This is a genomic window from Streptomyces sp. NPDC015242, assembly GCF_043079125.1.
In the GTDB taxonomy this organism is placed as follows: Bacteria; Actinomycetota; Actinomycetes; order Streptomycetales; family Streptomycetaceae; genus Streptomyces.
Map to the genome: position 1 here is coordinate 301,423 of NZ_JBIBUF010000001.1, position 15,269 is coordinate 316,691.

Sequence of the window (15,269 nt, forward strand, 5' to 3'; positions counted from 1 at the left end):
ACTGAGGGGGAGTCTGCACCACGGCACCGGCAACGGAGCGGAATCAGGCGATGACGGTGCGCGAACCGCGTGCGGGTTGGCCGACGGGCACCCGGTCCCGGCCGGGCAGCGCCCGCTCCACGAGGGCGTCGAGGTCCGCCGCGTCCGGCAGCGTCCCGAAGGAGTGCCCCCAGTCGCCCCCCAGCCGGGTCGCGCAGAACGCGTCGGCGACCGCGGGCGGCGCGTGCCGGACCAGGAGGGAGGCCTGGAGCGTCAGCGCCATCTCCTCCACGAGACGCCGTGCCGTCGTCGGCGACGCCGCGGACAGCCGGTCCTTCAGCCGCGCCACGGCCGCGTCCAGCCGCGCGTCCGCGCCCCGGGCGAGCGCGAACTCGCTGAACAGGGCCTCGGCCGTGCCCGGTTCGCGGCTGAGGGCCCGCAGCACGTCGAGGGCGTTGACGTTCCCGGAGCCCTCCCAGATCGACAGCAGGGGAGCCTCGCGGTAGTGCCGGGGCATGCCCGAGTCCTCGACGTAGCCGTTGCCGCCGAGGCACTCCAGGGCCTCCGCGGTGAAGGCCGGACCCCGCTTGGTCACCCAGTACTTGCCGACGGCCGTGGCGATCCGGCGGAACGCGGCCTCGCCCTCGTCCCCGCGGACCGCCCGGTCGGCCGCTCCGGCCAGCCGCAGCGTGAGCGTCGTGGCGGCCTCGGACTCCAGCGCGAGATCGGCCAGAACATTGCGCATCAGCGGCTGGTCCACGAGCCGTGCGCCGAACGCGCTGCGGTGCCGGGCGTGGTGCCCCGCCTCCACGAGCGTCTTGCGCATCAGCGCGGCCGACATCATCACGCAGTCGAGACGCGTGCAGTTGACCATCTCGATGATGGTCTTCACGCCCTGCCCCTCGGGGCCGACCAGCCAGGCGACGGTGCCGTCGAACTCCGGCTCGGACGAGGCGTTGGACCGGTTGCCCAGCTTGTCCTTCAGCCGCTGGATGCGGAACGTGTTGCGGGTCCCGTCGGGCAGCACGCGCGGCACCAGGAAGCAGGACAGCCCGCCCGGGGCCTGTGCGAGCACGAGGAACACGTCGCACATCGGCGCCGACGTGAACCACTTGTGCCCGCGCAGCGTGTAGACGCCCGGCTCGGCCGTGGGCGTGGCCGCGGTGGTGTTGGTGCGGACGTCGGAGCCACCCTGCTTCTCGGTCATCCCCATGCCGGCCAGCAGGCCCGGCTTCTCGGTGGGCACCCGGAGCTCCGGGTCGTACTCCCGGCTCGTCAGGAGTGGTTCGTAGACCTTCGCCAGGTCCGGCTGGCGGCGCAGGGCGGGGACGGCCGCGTACGTCATCGACGTCGGGCAGCCGTGCCCGGCCTCGGTGTGACCCCACACCAGTCCGCCGGCGGTCCGGGCGACGTGGGCGCCGGGCCGCTCGTCGGCCCAGGGCGCCCCGGCCAGCCCTTCGGCGATCGCCGCGCGCATCAGGTGGTGCCAGCCGGGATGGAACTCGACCTCGTCGACGCGGTTGCCGTACCGGTCGTGGGTGCGCAGCTCCGGCTCGTGCCGGTTGGCCAGGTCGGCCCACTCATGGGCCTGGACGCTGCCCGCCCGCCGCCCGAGGCGCCGCAGGTCCGCCTCGGCCCAGCCGGCGCCCTCCCGCCGCAGGCCCTCCAGCAGGACCGGGTCGTCGGAGGCGTCGTAGGGGGCGAGGGGCGGGGCCTGGTTGGTGACGTCGTGCGTGGCGGGTCCGTCGTGCGCCCGCTGTCCGTCCGGTGTCGCGACCATGCGCCGAGTGTTGCATCTGCTCTGCGATCGCAGCAAGAGTGCAACATCGGGGCGGGGCCGCGTACAGTACGTGACCATGCCGACGAACGACCCGGCACGGTCCGGCCCGCTCGACCTGCGTCCGCTGTCCGCGCGGTCGGTGGTGCTCAGCCTGCTGCTGGGCACGCATCCCCCCGAGCTGCCGGCGCGGGAGCTGGTGCGGCTCGTGGAGGGCTTCGGCGTGGGCGGGTCCACCCTGCGGGCGGCGCTCAGCCGGATGGTCGCCGCCGGTGACCTGCGGCGCACGGACGCCGGCTACCGCCTCAGCGACCGGCTGCTGCACCGCCAGCGGCGCCAGGACGACGCCGTGCGCCCGCGTACGCGCGCCTGGGACGGCGACTGGGAGATGGTGGTGATCACCGCGAGCGGGCGCGGCCCCGCCGAACGCGCCGAGCTGCGGACCCGGCTGGCCGGCCTGCGGCTCGCCGAACTCCGCGAGGGCGTCTGGCTCCGGCCGGCCAACCTCATGCGCGCCCTCCCCGGCGACCTGGACCCGGTGGCCCAGCGGTACACGGCCCGCCCCGGCCCACCGGCGCCCGAACTGGCAGCCTCCCTGTGGCCACTGGACTCCTGGTCCGCCACGGCCCGGGCGCTCCTCGCCCACATCGCGACCGCCCCCCGCCCCGCCGACCGGCTCACCGCCTACGCGGCCGTCGTACGGCACCTGCTGGCCGATCCCGTCCTGCCCCCGGCGCTGCTGCCCGCCGGCTGGCCCGGCGCGGACCTGCGCGCCGCCTACGCCGCCTACCAGGAGGAGCTGGTCGGGGAGGTGCACGCGCGCGTGCGCGGCGCATGACGGGGACGGCCGTGCGTGGTGCCCGCCGGGACACCGCGCACGGCCGCCTTCACCGTGGGGGGAACGTCCGGACTACCTGTAGGTGATGTCCGAGGTGGAGTACAGGCAGTTGGTGCTGTCGGGGCCGGTGCCGACAGCGGTGTTGTTGTTGTACTTCTGGCAGGGGACGACCTTGCGGCCGGCGTCGTTGCGGATGGTGATGCCGCGCAGCGTCGCCACGTCGTTGCGGTTGACGTTGATGCCGACGAGCCGCGCGGTGGTGCCCGTGCCGGTCACGTCGATGGTGTTGAGGTTGACCTTGCGGGTGTACTGCGTGGAGCAGTCGCCGCAGGAGCGGTAGAGCGTCTTGAACTCCTGCACCGCGAAGTTCGAGATGTTGAGCGTGCCGCCGCCGTTGTGCTGGAAGACCTTGTCCGCCGCCTTCTTCGCGCCGCCGCCGATCACGTGGTACGTGGCGCCGGTGCCGCCGCGGAAGGTCGCGGCGTCCTCGCCGACGTCCTCCCACCAGACGTTCTGCAGCGTGCAGCTGCCCTCACAGTGGATGCCGTCGGCCGCCGGGGCGCCGAGGATGACGTTCTTCAGCACCGCGCCGTCCGAGAGCCGGAAGATCGGGTCCTGGCCCTCCTCCTGGCCGTCACCGGCCAGGTTCCCGGTGCCGTAGTACCGCTTCATCCCGTAGTCCTTGGTGCCGGACACCGAGATGGTCGACGACGTTCCCTGGCTGCCGTTCGGCGTCGGCCAGGTGGCGGCGCTCGCCGCGGGCGCCTGGGTAGTCATGATCATGCCAACCGACAGGCCGAGGGTGGCCAGGGTGCCGGTCAGCGCGCGCCTGCGGGCGCGCGGACGTGTCGCAGAAGTCATGTCCCGAATCCTTCTGTCCGTTTCGTGCGGTGGGGGGGGTGACGGACCGTTCCAGTGCCGCACCGGTCATACATATGAACGCTGTTCCTCGTGTTGTGCTGTGGTGCGTGCTGGCACCTCCTCGTGCAGGGGAGACGCCGCTGTCGGGTCACACTGCTGAACGGAACGTAGGGGGTAAGCGCTTTCTAGTCAACGCCTCGCGCAGAACACATTCGGCCGGTCCGGCCGCGGCGGGATGGCGAGGTGGGAGCGCTTCCATGGCAGGCGTGTTCATGTCACCATGCGAGCGTTCCTCCGCGAACCGCCGGACGACGTCCGCAAGCGCCGCGCTCGCCACCGAAGGGACCCGGACGTGCCTGCCACCCCCCGCACCACGGCGAAGAGCCCCCCGAGGCCGCTGCTCCTCGTGCTCGTGGCCGCGCTGCTGCCGCTGCTGGCCGCCGCCGCGCTCACGGCTCCCGCGGCCGCCGCGCGCGACAGGGCCGTACCCGCCGCGGCGCTCACCGAGGTCACGGACTTCGGCGCCAATCCCAGCAGCCTGCGCATGTACCTGTACGTGCCGGAGAGCGTGCGGCCGAACCCGGCGGTGGTGGTCGCCGTGCACTGGTGCACCGGCTCGGGCCCGGACATGTACCAGGGCACCGAGTACGACACGCTGGCCGACCGCTACGGGTTCATCGTGCTCTACCCGTCGGTCACGCGCAGCAGCAAGTGTTTCGACGTGTCCTCGCCCCAGGCCCTGCGGCGCGACGGCGGCAGCGACCCCGTCGGCATCAGGTCGATGGTCGACTGGGTGCTGCGCACGCACGACGCCGACCGGACCCGGGTGTTCGCGACGGGCATCTCCTCCGGCGCGATGATGACGAACGTCCTGCTCGGCGTCTACCCGGACGTGTTCGCCGCGGGTGCCGCCTTCTCGGGCGTCCCCTTCGGCTGCTTCGCCACCGCCGACGGCTCCGAGTGGAACAGCGCCTGTTCGGGGGGCACGCTCACCCGCTCGCCGAAGGAGTGGGGCGACCTGGTGCGGGGCGCGTACCCCGGCTACAGCGGCCCCCGCCCGCGCATGCAAATCTGGCACGGCACCGAGGACGACGTCCTGCGCTACCCCAACTTCGGCGAGCAGATCAAGCAGTGGACGAACGTGCACGGGGTGAGCCAGACGCCGGCCGCGACCGACACGCCCCAGTCCGGCTGGACCCGCACCCGCTACGGCGGCACGGGCGACCGCGCCCCCGTGGAGGCCGTCAGCCTCCAGGGCGTCGGCCACAACCTCTACGCCCACGGCATGGCGTCCCGCGTGCTGACCTTCTTCGGTCTGGACGCCGCGGGCCCGGCCCCGCAACCACAGCCGGGCGCCTGCAAGGTGACGGCGTCGGTGAACGCCTGGAGCACCGGCCTGACCGCTGCCCTGACCCTCACCAACACCGGTACGACCGCGATCGACGGCTGGAGACTGGGCTTCACGCTGCCCGCGGGCCAGACCGTCACGGGCGGCTGGGGCGCCACGTACACGCCGTCGTCCGGCACGGTGACCGCGGTGAACGCGTCCTACAACGGCACCGTCGCACCGGGCGCGAGCGTGAGCATCGGCTACCAGGCCGCCCACACCGGCAACAGCGCCGGACCGGCCGCGTTCACGCTCAACGGGACGGCGTGCGCGGCCGGTTGACACGGCCTGCCGGGGGGCCGGATCAGACCGAACGGTGGTACTGGTCCGGCACCCGCACCTCGGCGCCCAGTTCACGCGCCGCGTGCCGCGCCCACGAGGGGTTGCGCAGCAGCTCGCGCCCCAGCAGGACCGCGTCCGCCTCGCCGTTGGACAGGATCTTCTCGGCCTGCCCGACCTCGGTGATGAGTCCCACCGCGGCGACCGCGAGGTCCGTCTCGTTCTTCACCCGGGCGGCGAAGGGCACCTGGTAGCCCGGGCCGGTCGGGATGCGGACGCCGGAGGCGTTGCCGCCGGTGGAGACGTCCAGCAGGTCGACGCCGTGGGCGCGCAGCTCGGCGGCGAAGCGGACGGTGTCGTCGGGGGTCCAGCCGGCCTCGTCGAGCCAGTCGGTCGCCGAGATGCGGAAGAACAGCGGCTTGTCGTCCGGCCAGACCTCCCGGACGGCGTCGACGACCTCGAGTGCGAACCGGGTGCGGTTCTCGTACGAGCCGCCGTAGGCGTCGGTGCGGTGGTTGGAGTGCGGGGAGAGGAACTCGTTGATCAGGTAGCCGTGGGCGCCGTGGATCTCGGCGATCTCGAACCCGGCGGCCAGGGCGCGGCGGGCCGCGGCCGCGAACTGCCCGACGACGTCGCGGATCTGCGCGACGGTCAGCTCGGCCGGCGCCGGGTGCTCGGCGTCGAACGGGATCGGGCTGGGCGCGACGGAGCTCCAGCCGTGGGCCTCCGGGCCGACCGGCTTTCCGCCCTTCCAGGGGCGGTCGGTCGACGCCTTGCGGCCTGCGTGGGCCAGCTGGACGGCCGGGACGGTGCCCTGCTCCGTGAGGAAGCGGGTGATCCGGCGGAACGCCTCCACCTGGGTGTCGTTCCAGATGCCCAGGTCGTAGGGGGAGATGCGGCCCTCGGGGGACACCGCGGTGGCCTCGACGATGATCAGGCCCGTGCCGCCGGTCGCCCGGGCGGCGTAGTGCGCGAAGTGCCAGTCCGTGGGGGCACCGGCCGCCGCGCCCTCAGGTGCCGCCGAGTACTGGCACATCGGGGGCATCCACACGCGGTTCGGGATCGTCACATCGCGCAGGGTGAAGGGCTCGAAGAGCGCGGTCACGGCGGACTCCATTCGTCGCGGGGCCAGGTCGACTCGTACGATAGGCATCGTAGTACGGGAGATGTCAAACTACGATGGGTCTCGTACTATGGGAGCCCCGAAGGAAGTGGAGCCCGCCGTGACGTCCCCCGCCGTCAGTAGTCGTGACCTGCCGCATCCGGTGCGGGACGAGATCCGCCTGGAGGGCGTGCTGCACGCGCTCTCCGATCCGATGCGGCTGCGGATCGTGCGGGAACTCGCCTCCGTCAGCGGTGAGTTGTCCTGCTCGGACTTCGAGCTGCCCGTCACCAAGTCGACCACCACGCACCATTTCCGGGTGCTGCGGGAGAGTGGGGTGATCCGGCAGGTGTACCGCGGGACCGCCAAGATGAACGGGCTGCGGCGGGAGGACCTGGACGAGCTCTTCCCGGGGTTGCTGGACGTGCTGCTCGACGCGGCGGGGCGGCAGGCCGTTCGCGTGGGTGGCTGAACGGGCCGGCGGTCCAGCCGCGCTCCGCTGACAGGGTGCTGTGCCCCGGCCGGGGCGCGTGTCCGATCTGTAGGGAATGTGATCATGCGGTTTCGTTCCGTATGTGCTGGAAGCATCCTTTCTTCATCTTTCTGATCGCTCTCCGGCGGACGGTGCGGTGTCCGTGCGGCCCGCGTGGGAAGTGCGGGAGAACGAGGACGCCACGCGGTGGTTCGAGTTCCGGGTCGCCTTCCCGGACGGCGCCCGCGTCGACGCGCTGGCCGTCCTGGCCGGCGGACGCGTCGGCGTGGAGGAGGTGCGCGCTCAGCCCGCGCTCTCCCTCGACGACCTGACCGTGCTCGCCGACTGGATCGAGGAGGCGCTGGCCGACGCGTGCGGTGCCGGGCCGGCGCCCGGAGGGTGCGCAGCGCAGGGTCGGCGGGCCCGGCCGGCCTGGCCGCGCGGTGCGGAGGGGCGGTGGCGGGTGGCGCAGGAGTACCGCGCGGCCCAGCGGGACGGCGTCGACCCGGTCCTCGCGGTGATGTCCGCGACCGGGCACAGCCGCCGCACGTCCCTGCGGCTGATCGGGCAGGCCCGCGACGCCGGCCTCCTGACCTCCCGCAGGGACCGGCGGTGAGCCGGCCCGCGGGCGCCGCGTCGGCCGGCCGCGCCCGTGCTGCCCCTGCGGTCCTGTCCTGCCTGCTGCGGACCTGCCGGCCGATGGGGGACTGAGCTGTGTCTCCGGGCGTGACGTCGGGGCGTTACGGCCGGGGCTCGGGCTCGTCGGCGGCTGCCGTGGCCGCGGCGCCGTCCGCCGCCTCAGGCGTGACGCCCGTTCCCGCCGCCGGCGCGGCCCCCGCCCCCGTCGCGAAGAACCGTGACAGGTCCGAGTCGGCCGTCCCGCCCGGTGGCGTGGTCTCCGGCGGCGTGCCCAGCTCCCAGTCCAGCCGGTAGCGCTTGAACAACTCGGCCCGCAGGACCGGCACCGGCATCGGAACCCCCGGCACCAGAGCGGCGTACACCGCGCCCATCAGCAGGGCGCGCAGCATCGGATAGTCGCTGTCGACGTCCCGCGACCCGTGCCGGGCGACGGTGTCCCGGAGCAGTTCGGCCAGGCGGCGCTGCTCGGGGCAGGGGACGAAACCCTCGGCCTGCAACAGCCCGGCCATGTGCTGCCGCATCAGCACGGGCCGGTCCCGGGCCAGGCCCAGGATCGCGTCGATGGCCCGGGCCATCCGCTCCCGGCCGTCCTCGGCGCGCGGCGCACGCTCCAGCGCCTCTTCCAGGGTGCGGTGCATCAGCCGGTGCACCGCGGACTGCACGAGCTGGCGCTTGCCCGGGAAGTAATAGGACACGAGGCCCCGCGCCGAGCCCGCCCGGTCGGCGATGTCGCCGAGCGTCGTCGCCTCGAAGCCGCGCTCCCCGACGAGTTCGACCGCCGCTTGCAGGAGCCGCTCCTTGGAACGCCGCCGCAACTCTTCATTGACCGAGGCGCTGCGCGGGCACATGCTGGAACTCCTGCGTTGACTGGCTGCCAGCCAACTATACTCAGGGCGTCCGGTCCGGCCCGCTGTGGCCGCTGCCGGACGATGCCGTCCACCTCGGGCGACGCGGGGGATCGTCCGAGGCGGACGAGCATCCGGTCATGTAGTCGCCTCGGGCTACTTCCCGCGCGGGCCGCGCACGCGCCCCACTTCTAGGGGCGGTGCAGCTCACGAAAACCCGCGCCGCCGCTGCGCACTCGGTCTCGACGAGCCCTACGAGGCGTCGGAACCCTTCCGGCCGCCCGGCACCCGGCGCTCGTACACCCACACGGCCAGGGTCACCACCAGAGCGCCCAGCAGCCAGCCGCCCACCACGTCCGACGGCCAGTGCACGCCGAGCCAGACGCGGGTCAGCCCGACGCCGACCACGGAGACGACCGCCACGGCCAGGGCTGTGCGCCACACGGCGGGGCTGACGCCGTGCCGGTGCAGGAGCCACAGCAGCAGGCCGCACACGACCGTGGCGGTCATGGCATGCCCTGAAGGGAACGCCGCGTAGTGGGCGGAGTCCACGGGGTCGGGAAACACCGGGCGAGGGCGGTCCACCGCCGCCTTGAGGCCCTGCTGCAGCAGCGAGCCCAGGGCGACGGCCACCGCCAGCCACAGTGCCGTCCGGCGCGCCGCCTGCCGGACCACCAGCCAGACCACGACGGCCGCGCAGAGCAGCCGCATCGTCCAGGGGTCCCACACCCAGTCCGTGAGGATGCGGCAGGCCTGGGTGAGGCCGGGTTCACCGACCGCCCAGCGGTGGGTGGTCCGGGAGACGTCCCCGTCCGCCTCGATCAACGGGCTCCATCTGGCCGCGACGAGGGTCAGCAGCAGGATCGAGCACGCGGCCAGGGCGCCGGCGAGACCGGCGGCGGCACGATGCTCCGGACGGGGCGGGGAATCGACGGTGGGGGAGTGCATGCTGCGATCCTCGCCGAACCGGGGGGTCCGGATCCACTACGTGGGCGGTCCTCGGCCCGGGAGTGGCTCATCCGCGCCCCTCCCGGGCACCGGCGGAACCACTCTTTCCCGGGACGGGCGGGTCCGCCCCGTCAGCCCAGGGCCCGCAGCCCCGGGGCGAACGCCACCAGCACCGGCACCACGGGGACCACCGCGGCCGCCGCCGTGAGCCGCAGGCGGCGGGCCGCGGTGAGCCGGTCCGGGGGAGTGAGCAACCGGTGCACCCGCGCCGGGACATGGGCCCGCGGCGTGGGGCACGGCCCGAACACGCCCCGGTGCTCGTTGAGTTCCACCAGTGCCAGGGCCGTGGTCAGCCGGCCGAAACGGCGCGACGCCGTGTCGTCCGCGGCGAGTTCCACCAGCCGGTGCATCTCGTCGCGGAAGGCGGCGAACACCGGAACCTGCGGAAAACCGCCCGCGAGAGCGGAAGAACAGTTCAGCAGCCAGTCGTGACGGGCGCGGGCGTGGCCCTGCTCGTGAGCCAGTACGGCGTCCAGTTGCCGGCCCTTCAGACGGCGCAGCGCGGCCGTCGTGACGACCAGTCGGGGCGGGCTGCCGGGCAGCCACCAGGCGTCGGGGCGCTCGCTCTCCAGGACCGTGAGACGGCCCGAGACGGCCACCTCCCCCGGCAGCAGGGGCGCCCGCACCAAGAGGTCCGCGCGACGGCGGCGCCGCCGGGCCCGGGTCCGGCCGATCTCGCGCACCAGCATCGCCGCGCTCCACAGCGCCCCGCAGGCCAGCGTGACGGCGGTGGTGGCCGCCCAGGGGCCCGCCGTGCCGAGGGCGTACGCCTCGACGACCCCGCTCGGGGCCGTGGCGAAGACGTGCCAGCCGACCGCGTGCCACGCCGCCGCCGCGCTGAACGTCATCGACAGGGCACAGCACACCAGGACGGCCGCCACCACGCACTGCCACATCCACAGCGCCACGACCGGCTCCCGGTCCGGCCAGTCCGCCCGGGCGAGCAGCCGGGGGCCGGCCACGGCCGTCAGGGCGCCGAGCAGCAACAGCACGGCGGGGAGCATCATGGGACGCAGCCTATGAGCGCGGCTCGCCCAGGGGTACGCCCCCGGGCGGCAAGTGACGCACACAACGGTCCCCGTGGGACGTGCCGCACCACCGCACCCTCGGCGACCGCGTCCGGGACGTCGTCGTGTCGGTGCTCCGGCCTCACAGGGTCAGCAGCATCGCCACCATCGCGATCCCCATGGCCAGCCGGCAGGCCCGTGCCAGTTCGGGGCGGTCGCCCCAGCCGCCGGCGTCACCGCCCCCGGTCCCGCTTCCGGCCAGCGCCGCCACCGGCACCAGCCGGACGCCGCCCAGCAGCACGTACCCGGCGAAGTACAGCAGCAGCGCCCCCGTCAGCAGCGGGACGTCCGATCCGTCCCGGCCGTGCCCATGAGCGGGGGAGGCCGCCATGACGACGGACATGTAGACCATCGCGCCGGCCCCCACCAGGTGGTGGAGGTGGTGGGCGCCGGACCGCGCCGCCCACAGCGCGTGCACGCCCGCCGCGCCGAACACGGCCGCGTACACCGGCCAGGCCCACGGCGGAGGCGTGAACACCGCCGCGGGCACCGCCATCGCGGCCATCCCGAAACCCATCAGCGCCTCGCCGCCCGCGGCGCGCCGCTGCTCCCCGGTGCCGCTGCGCATCCGCACCAGGCAGTAGGCGCCGGTCACCGCGCAGAGCGCCACCAGCAGCCAGCCGGACGAAGCCGGTCCGTGCACGCGCACCTCCCCGCTCGACAGTCGGTCATTCGATGCCCGGGCGACGCGGCGCGCACGCGAGCGCAAGGGAGTACACGGGGAGCGTGGGGAGGAGCACCGCAGATCAGAGGCTGTAATTTACGAGTAAAACACCTGCTAACCTTGTGTTCCATGAGCAGTGCGCCCCCCACTCCCGCCTCCACCCCGCCGGCCCGGCGCCTCCCGCTGGCCGGCGTGCTGCGCCTCGGCCGGCCCTCGGACATCTGGTTCAAGCCCGCGCTGAGCGTCGTCGCGGCCATCGCCCCGCCCAGCCTCACCCTGCTCGCGCTCGGCCGGCTGGACCTCGCGATGTACGCCATGGCCGGGTCGCTGTGCGCGCTGTACACCCACAACCGGCCCTACGCCGCCCGGGCCGTGGCCCTGCTGTGGGTGGTGCTCGGCATGCTCGGCGGCCTCGCTGCCGCCCTGGTCACGGCCTCCCTGACCGGCAGCGCCGTCGTCCTGGTCACCGTCGGGGCGCTGCTCGCCGCCGCGCAGAAGGTGCTGTGCGACGCGACCCGGGTGGGTCCGCCCGGCAACGTCGTCCTGACCTTCGTCAGCTCGGCCTCGCTGTTCGTGCCGCAGACCCTCGACCGCGTTCCCGGCCACCTGGCCCTCGCGGCCGCCACCGGTGCCTGGGCCTGGCTGGTCTGCATGGCACCCGCGCTCCTGCGCCCGCACGGCCCGGAGCGCCGCGCCACCGCGAGCGCCCTGCGGGCCGCCGCCACGTACGCCGACACCGGGGGCGAGGGAGAGGGGCACGTGCGGGCCCGTGCCGCCGGGTACGCCGCCGTACAGGCCGCCTGGCAGTCACTGCTGTCCACCCGCGCGCCGTCCCGGACCCGACGCGCGTTGGAACGGCTCGTGGTGCGGGCCGAGGTCGCCCTCGCCGCTCCGGCGGACGCCGACGGCACCCTGCTGCGCGGGTGGGCGCGTTCGCTGCGCTCCACCGGGCCCGTCCCGCGGGCCGCTCTGCCGCCGGCGGCCGCGGACGAACTGCTCGGCGTGGAACCGGCCCGCTCGCTGTGGGCCCGGCTCGGCCCGCTGACCCCGCTCGCCGCCCGCACCGCGCTGGGCTGCGCACTCGCCGGCTACGCCTCCCTCGCGCTCGGCATCGGCCGCCCGTACTGGGCGGTGGTCACGGCCGCCTCGCTCTACCAGGCGAACATCGCCCTGACCTGGAGCCGGGCCGTCCAGCGGGTCGTGGGCAACGTCGTCGGCGTGCTCGTCTTCGCGGCCGTCGTGCCGCTCGCCCACCTCGGCAAGGCGGCCCTCGTCCTGTGCTGCGTCGCGTTCAGCTTCGGCGCGGAGGCGCTGATCAGCCGGAACTACTGGCTCGGCAGCGTGTGTGTGACGCCCATGGCCCTGCTCATCACGGAGTTCGCCGGACGGCAGAATCCCGGCGAGCTGATGACCGAGCGGGTCGTGGACACCGTCGTCGGGGCGCTGGTCGGCTTCGTCGCCGCGGTGGCCGTCACCGACCGGCGGGCGGGTGACCGGGTGGAGCACGCGCTGACGGCCGCGGACCGGGCCCGCGAGCACGCGGCGCGGCTGCTGGCGGAGCCGCACCCCGAGGCGGCCGCCCTGGAATCCGCCCGCCGCCGGCTCGCCGTCGCCCTGGCCGATCTCCGGGCCACCGCCGACGCCGCGGCCGGGGAATGGTGGCAGCGGGCCCTGCCCCAGGAGCGGGTCGTGCTCGCCGAGCAGTCCGGACACCGTACGCTCGCCGCTACGGCACGACGCCAGGGGCTGCTCCCGGACCGCGGTCCCGACACGGAGACGGAGGACGCACGGCCATGACGCCGACGGAAGGACCATCCCCCACGGGTCCCGGCCCGGCCCAGCCACCGGTGACCGGGGGAGCGCGGTCCCGGGAGCACCGGCAGGCGGGGACGACTGCGGGCGACCGCACGGACGAACGGGCGTCCGGCGGGACCGGCCCCGCGGAGGGAACGGCGGGGGCGTCCATGGGGGACACGGGTACGGATACGGGCTCGGGCATGGGTGCGGGCGGGACCTTCGCGGTGGGAGGCGACGCCGGCGAAGGCCCCGTAGCGCGCGGGCACGCCGGTGAGGGCTCCCGGCCCCGGCCAGGATCGGGGGGCGACGGCTCCCCCCGGGACGGCGGGGACGCGGCCGACGTGCATCCCGGCCGCGGTGACGGGGACGGCCCGGACAGCGGGACGCCGGGCCTCGAAGCCGGGGTGTCCGGTGCGCGGCGGGCCGACACCGTCGCCTCCGTCGTGCGGCAGTGGAAAGCCGTGCACCCCGGCCTGGACACGGGCCCGATGGAGATCATCGGGCGCATCAACCGCTGCGCCGCCCTGCTCCAGCAGGCCGAGGACGCCCCGCTGCGCCGGGCCGGGCTCAGCCGTCCCGAGTTCGACCTCCTCGGCGCGCTCCGCCGCACCGGGCACGAGCTGACGCCCGGGGAGCTGGCACGGGAGACCTTCTCCTCGGGTGCCGCCGTCACCAAGCGCCTCAAGCAGCTCACCGAGCGCGGCCTGGTGGAACGCCGCGGCGACACGCGGGACCGCCGGGTCGCCCATCTGCGCCTCACCGACGCCGGCCGGGACCTCGTCGACGGCATCCTGCCGGCCCAGCTCGCCTACGAGACCGCCGTCCTGTCCGGTCTGGACGGCCCCGAGCAGGGGGAACTGTCGGCGCTCCTGGGGGAGTTGCTCGCCCAGCTGGAGGGCAGGCTGGGCGCGCTGAGCAGGTGAGACGACGGGCCCCCGGAGGCTCGCCCGCACCGCCGGATCAGAACCCGTCGCCGGCCCGGTACACGCCGAACATCGCCCCCTGCGGATCCCGCAGCACCGCGATGCGCGGCCCGTCGGGCACCGACGTCGGCACCATCAGGACGGTGCCGTGCCGCTGTACGACGGCGGTCGTGGCGTCCACGTCCGCCACGGCGAAGTACGGCAGCCAGTGCGCCGGCACCTCCGGCGGGAACTTCTCGTCCATCGTCACCATGCCGCCGAAGTCGGCCCCGCCGACGCCCCACTGCGTGTAGCGCTCCCCGGCGGCGACGGTCCACCCGAACACCCGCGTGTAGAAGGCCACGGCCTGCTCGGGATCCCGTGTGAACAGCTCGACTCAGCCGAGCGCGCCCGGGGCGTTGAACAGCCCGGCGCCCGGGAAGGTCCCCGCCTGCCACAGCCGGAACACGGCACCGCCCGGATCGGCGGCCACCACGGAACGGCCCGTGCCGGACACGTCCGTGGGGCCGAGCAGCACCTCCCCGCCCGCGTCCGCCACCGCACGGGCCGCGGCGTCCGCGTCGGACACCGCGAACGACACGTTCCAGCCGACCGGCTGCGCGGGCTCGTACAGCGGGGCCAGCCCGGCCACCGCGTCCTCGCCGAGGTGCGCGACGGTGTGACCGCCCGCCTCCTGACGCGGGTCCGTCCCGGGCCGCCAGCCGAACAGCCGCGTGTAGAACCGCCGCGCGGCCTCCAGGTCGCTGGTGCCCAGCTCCGTCCAGCAGGGCCCGCCCGTCACCGGTGCGTCGAGCTTCATGGCGTTCCTTCCGCAGGGAACCCCCCGCAGCACGCTAAGCCGCCGCCGGTGCCCCCGGCCATCCGGGAAAACCCACCGGTGTGCCGCGCGGCCCCCCGACCGCCCCCACCACCAGGCGGCCTCCGGCTCCCCGCGACCGGCCGGACACCCTGGCCTGTGCGAACGGGGGGCTTCCGGCACGTCGGACACCGGGATCGTCCTGATCGCCCCGTCTCGTCTCGCCTCGCCGACGTCGGCGGCCAGGTCCTCGACCCCGCCGAGGCCGGCACGGGCCTGAGACACCGCCCGCCGTGGGACCCTGCCCACCGGCGCGGGCTTCAGCGAAAGCGGCCCGCACCGGCCGGGGCCGGGTGCGCCATCCGGGGCGGCGGCCCCGGCCGCCCCGCCCCGGGCGGCCTCAGATGCCGGGCCGGTAGCGGATCGGGTGGTCGGCCGGGACCTCCACCAGCACGATCGGCGTGCCGTCCGGGTCCGCGATCCACATCTCGACCAGCCCCCAGGGCTCCTTCACCGGCGGCCGCACGATCTCCACGCCCTTCGCCAGCAGCTCGTCGTGCGCCGCCGTCACGTCGTCCACCTGGAGCCACAGCCGCACGGCGGGCGCCGGTGGAGTCCCGGACCGTCCCGAGAGCTCAAGGAAGCCGCCGCCCAGGAAGTAGACCGTGCCGCGCTCGGGCCCCGTGCCGAACTCCCGGTAGACGGCGAGCCCGAGCTGTTCCCCGTAAAAGGCCCGCGACTTCTCCGGGTCGGTGGGGCGGAGCAGGATCCGGCTGCTCAGTACATGCACCATGCACCGGAGCCTAGTCGCAGGGTTACGCTCGTCCCTGCCCGA

The 15,269-nt window shown here is 74.5% G+C and carries 14 protein-coding genes and 1 pseudogene; 6 read left to right on the top strand and 9 right to left on the bottom strand.

What is annotated here, in order from left to right; all coding sequences use genetic code 11:
• Positions 1-43: 43 nt before the first annotated feature.
• Positions 44-1,759 (bottom strand): DNA alkylation response protein, encoded by a 1,716-nt coding sequence (locus ACF07N_RS01415; protein WP_392106918.1) that lies wholly within the window; start codon positions 1,757-1,759, stop codon positions 44-46.
• Positions 1,760-1,835: 76 nt separating this feature from the next.
• Between ACF07N_RS01415 and ACF07N_RS01420 the strand changes: the two genes are divergently transcribed.
• On the top strand, positions 1,836-2,594 hold the full coding sequence (locus tag ACF07N_RS01420) for a PaaX family transcriptional regulator C-terminal domain-containing protein (RefSeq protein ID WP_392106923.1): 759 nt from the start codon (positions 1,836-1,838) through the stop codon (positions 2,592-2,594).
• Positions 2,595-2,666: 72 nt separating this feature from the next.
• Here ACF07N_RS01420 and ACF07N_RS01425 read toward each other — a convergent pair whose 3' ends face one another.
• The gene (locus ACF07N_RS01425; RefSeq protein WP_392106925.1) at positions 2,667-3,455 is read right to left on the bottom strand and encodes a pectate lyase; all 789 of its coding nucleotides are present in this window, start codon (positions 3,453-3,455) and stop codon (positions 2,667-2,669) included.
• Between the two features lie 397 nt (positions 3,456-3,852).
• Between ACF07N_RS01425 and ACF07N_RS01430 the strand changes: the two genes are divergently transcribed.
• Positions 3,853-5,124: a PHB depolymerase family esterase gene (locus tag ACF07N_RS01430; RefSeq protein WP_392108723.1), complete on the top strand. Its 1,272-nt coding sequence runs from the start codon at positions 3,853-3,855 to the stop codon at positions 5,122-5,124.
• Between the two features lie 22 nt (positions 5,125-5,146).
• Here ACF07N_RS01430 and ACF07N_RS01435 read toward each other — a convergent pair whose 3' ends face one another.
• On the bottom strand, positions 5,147-6,226 hold the full coding sequence (locus ACF07N_RS01435; RefSeq protein WP_392108725.1) for an NADH:flavin oxidoreductase/NADH oxidase: 1,080 nt from the start codon (positions 6,224-6,226) through the stop codon (positions 5,147-5,149).
• Between the two features lie 118 nt (positions 6,227-6,344).
• Between ACF07N_RS01435 and ACF07N_RS01440 the strand changes: the two genes are divergently transcribed.
• Both ACF07N_RS01440 and ACF07N_RS01445 read left to right on the top strand, forming a co-directional pair.
• Positions 6,345-6,695, top strand: a complete 351-nt coding sequence (locus ACF07N_RS01440) for an ArsR/SmtB family transcription factor (RefSeq protein WP_392106928.1) — start codon at positions 6,345-6,347, stop codon at positions 6,693-6,695.
• 157 nt (positions 6,696-6,852) lie between these two features.
• Entirely contained in the window at positions 6,853-7,311 is a 459-nt protein-coding gene (locus ACF07N_RS01445) for a DUF6214 family protein (protein WP_383328819.1), read from the top strand.
• Positions 7,312-7,435: 124 nt separating this feature from the next.
• Here ACF07N_RS01445 and ACF07N_RS01450 read toward each other — a convergent pair whose 3' ends face one another.
• The 4 genes from ACF07N_RS01450 to ACF07N_RS01465 all read right to left on the bottom strand — a co-directional run bounded on the left by ACF07N_RS01450 (position 7,436) and on the right by ACF07N_RS01465 (position 10,897).
• Positions 7,436-8,182: a TetR/AcrR family transcriptional regulator gene (locus ACF07N_RS01450; RefSeq protein ID WP_392106931.1), complete on the bottom strand. Its 747-nt coding sequence runs from the start codon at positions 8,180-8,182 to the stop codon at positions 7,436-7,438.
• 249 nt (positions 8,183-8,431) lie between these two features.
• Positions 8,432-9,127 carry a phosphatase PAP2 family protein gene (locus ACF07N_RS01455; protein WP_392106934.1) on the bottom strand — a complete coding sequence of 232 codons (696 nt, stop codon included), beginning with the start codon at positions 9,125-9,127 and terminating at the stop codon, positions 8,432-8,434.
• A 131-nt stretch (positions 9,128-9,258) separates the two neighbouring features.
• Complete coding sequence (locus ACF07N_RS01460) at positions 9,259-10,194, bottom strand: M56 family metallopeptidase (RefSeq protein ID WP_392106937.1); 936 nt, start codon at positions 10,192-10,194, stop codon at positions 9,259-9,261.
• A gap of 142 nt (positions 10,195-10,336) precedes the next feature.
• Entirely contained in the window at positions 10,337-10,897 is a 561-nt protein-coding gene (locus ACF07N_RS01465) for a DUF5134 domain-containing protein (protein WP_392106940.1), read from the bottom strand.
• 150 nt (positions 10,898-11,047) lie between these two features.
• Between ACF07N_RS01465 and ACF07N_RS01470 the strand changes: the two genes are divergently transcribed.
• Both ACF07N_RS01470 and ACF07N_RS01475 read left to right on the top strand, forming a co-directional pair.
• On the top strand, positions 11,048-12,715 hold the full coding sequence (locus ACF07N_RS01470; protein ID WP_392106943.1) for an FUSC family protein: 1,668 nt from the start codon (positions 11,048-11,050) through the stop codon (positions 12,713-12,715).
• Positions 12,716-13,119: 404 nt separating this feature from the next.
• On the top strand, positions 13,120-13,638 hold the full coding sequence (locus tag ACF07N_RS01475) for a MarR family winged helix-turn-helix transcriptional regulator (RefSeq protein WP_383329460.1): 519 nt from the start codon (positions 13,120-13,122) through the stop codon (positions 13,636-13,638).
• A 37-nt stretch (positions 13,639-13,675) separates the two neighbouring features.
• Here ACF07N_RS01475 and ACF07N_RS01480 read toward each other — a convergent pair.
• A pseudogene (locus tag ACF07N_RS01480) lies at positions 13,676-14,437 on the bottom strand (VOC family protein).
• 397 nt (positions 14,438-14,834) lie between these two features.
• Positions 14,835-15,227, bottom strand: a complete 393-nt coding sequence (locus tag ACF07N_RS01485) for a VOC family protein (protein WP_383328840.1) — start codon at positions 15,225-15,227, stop codon at positions 14,835-14,837.
• Positions 15,228-15,269 lie beyond the last annotated feature (42 nt).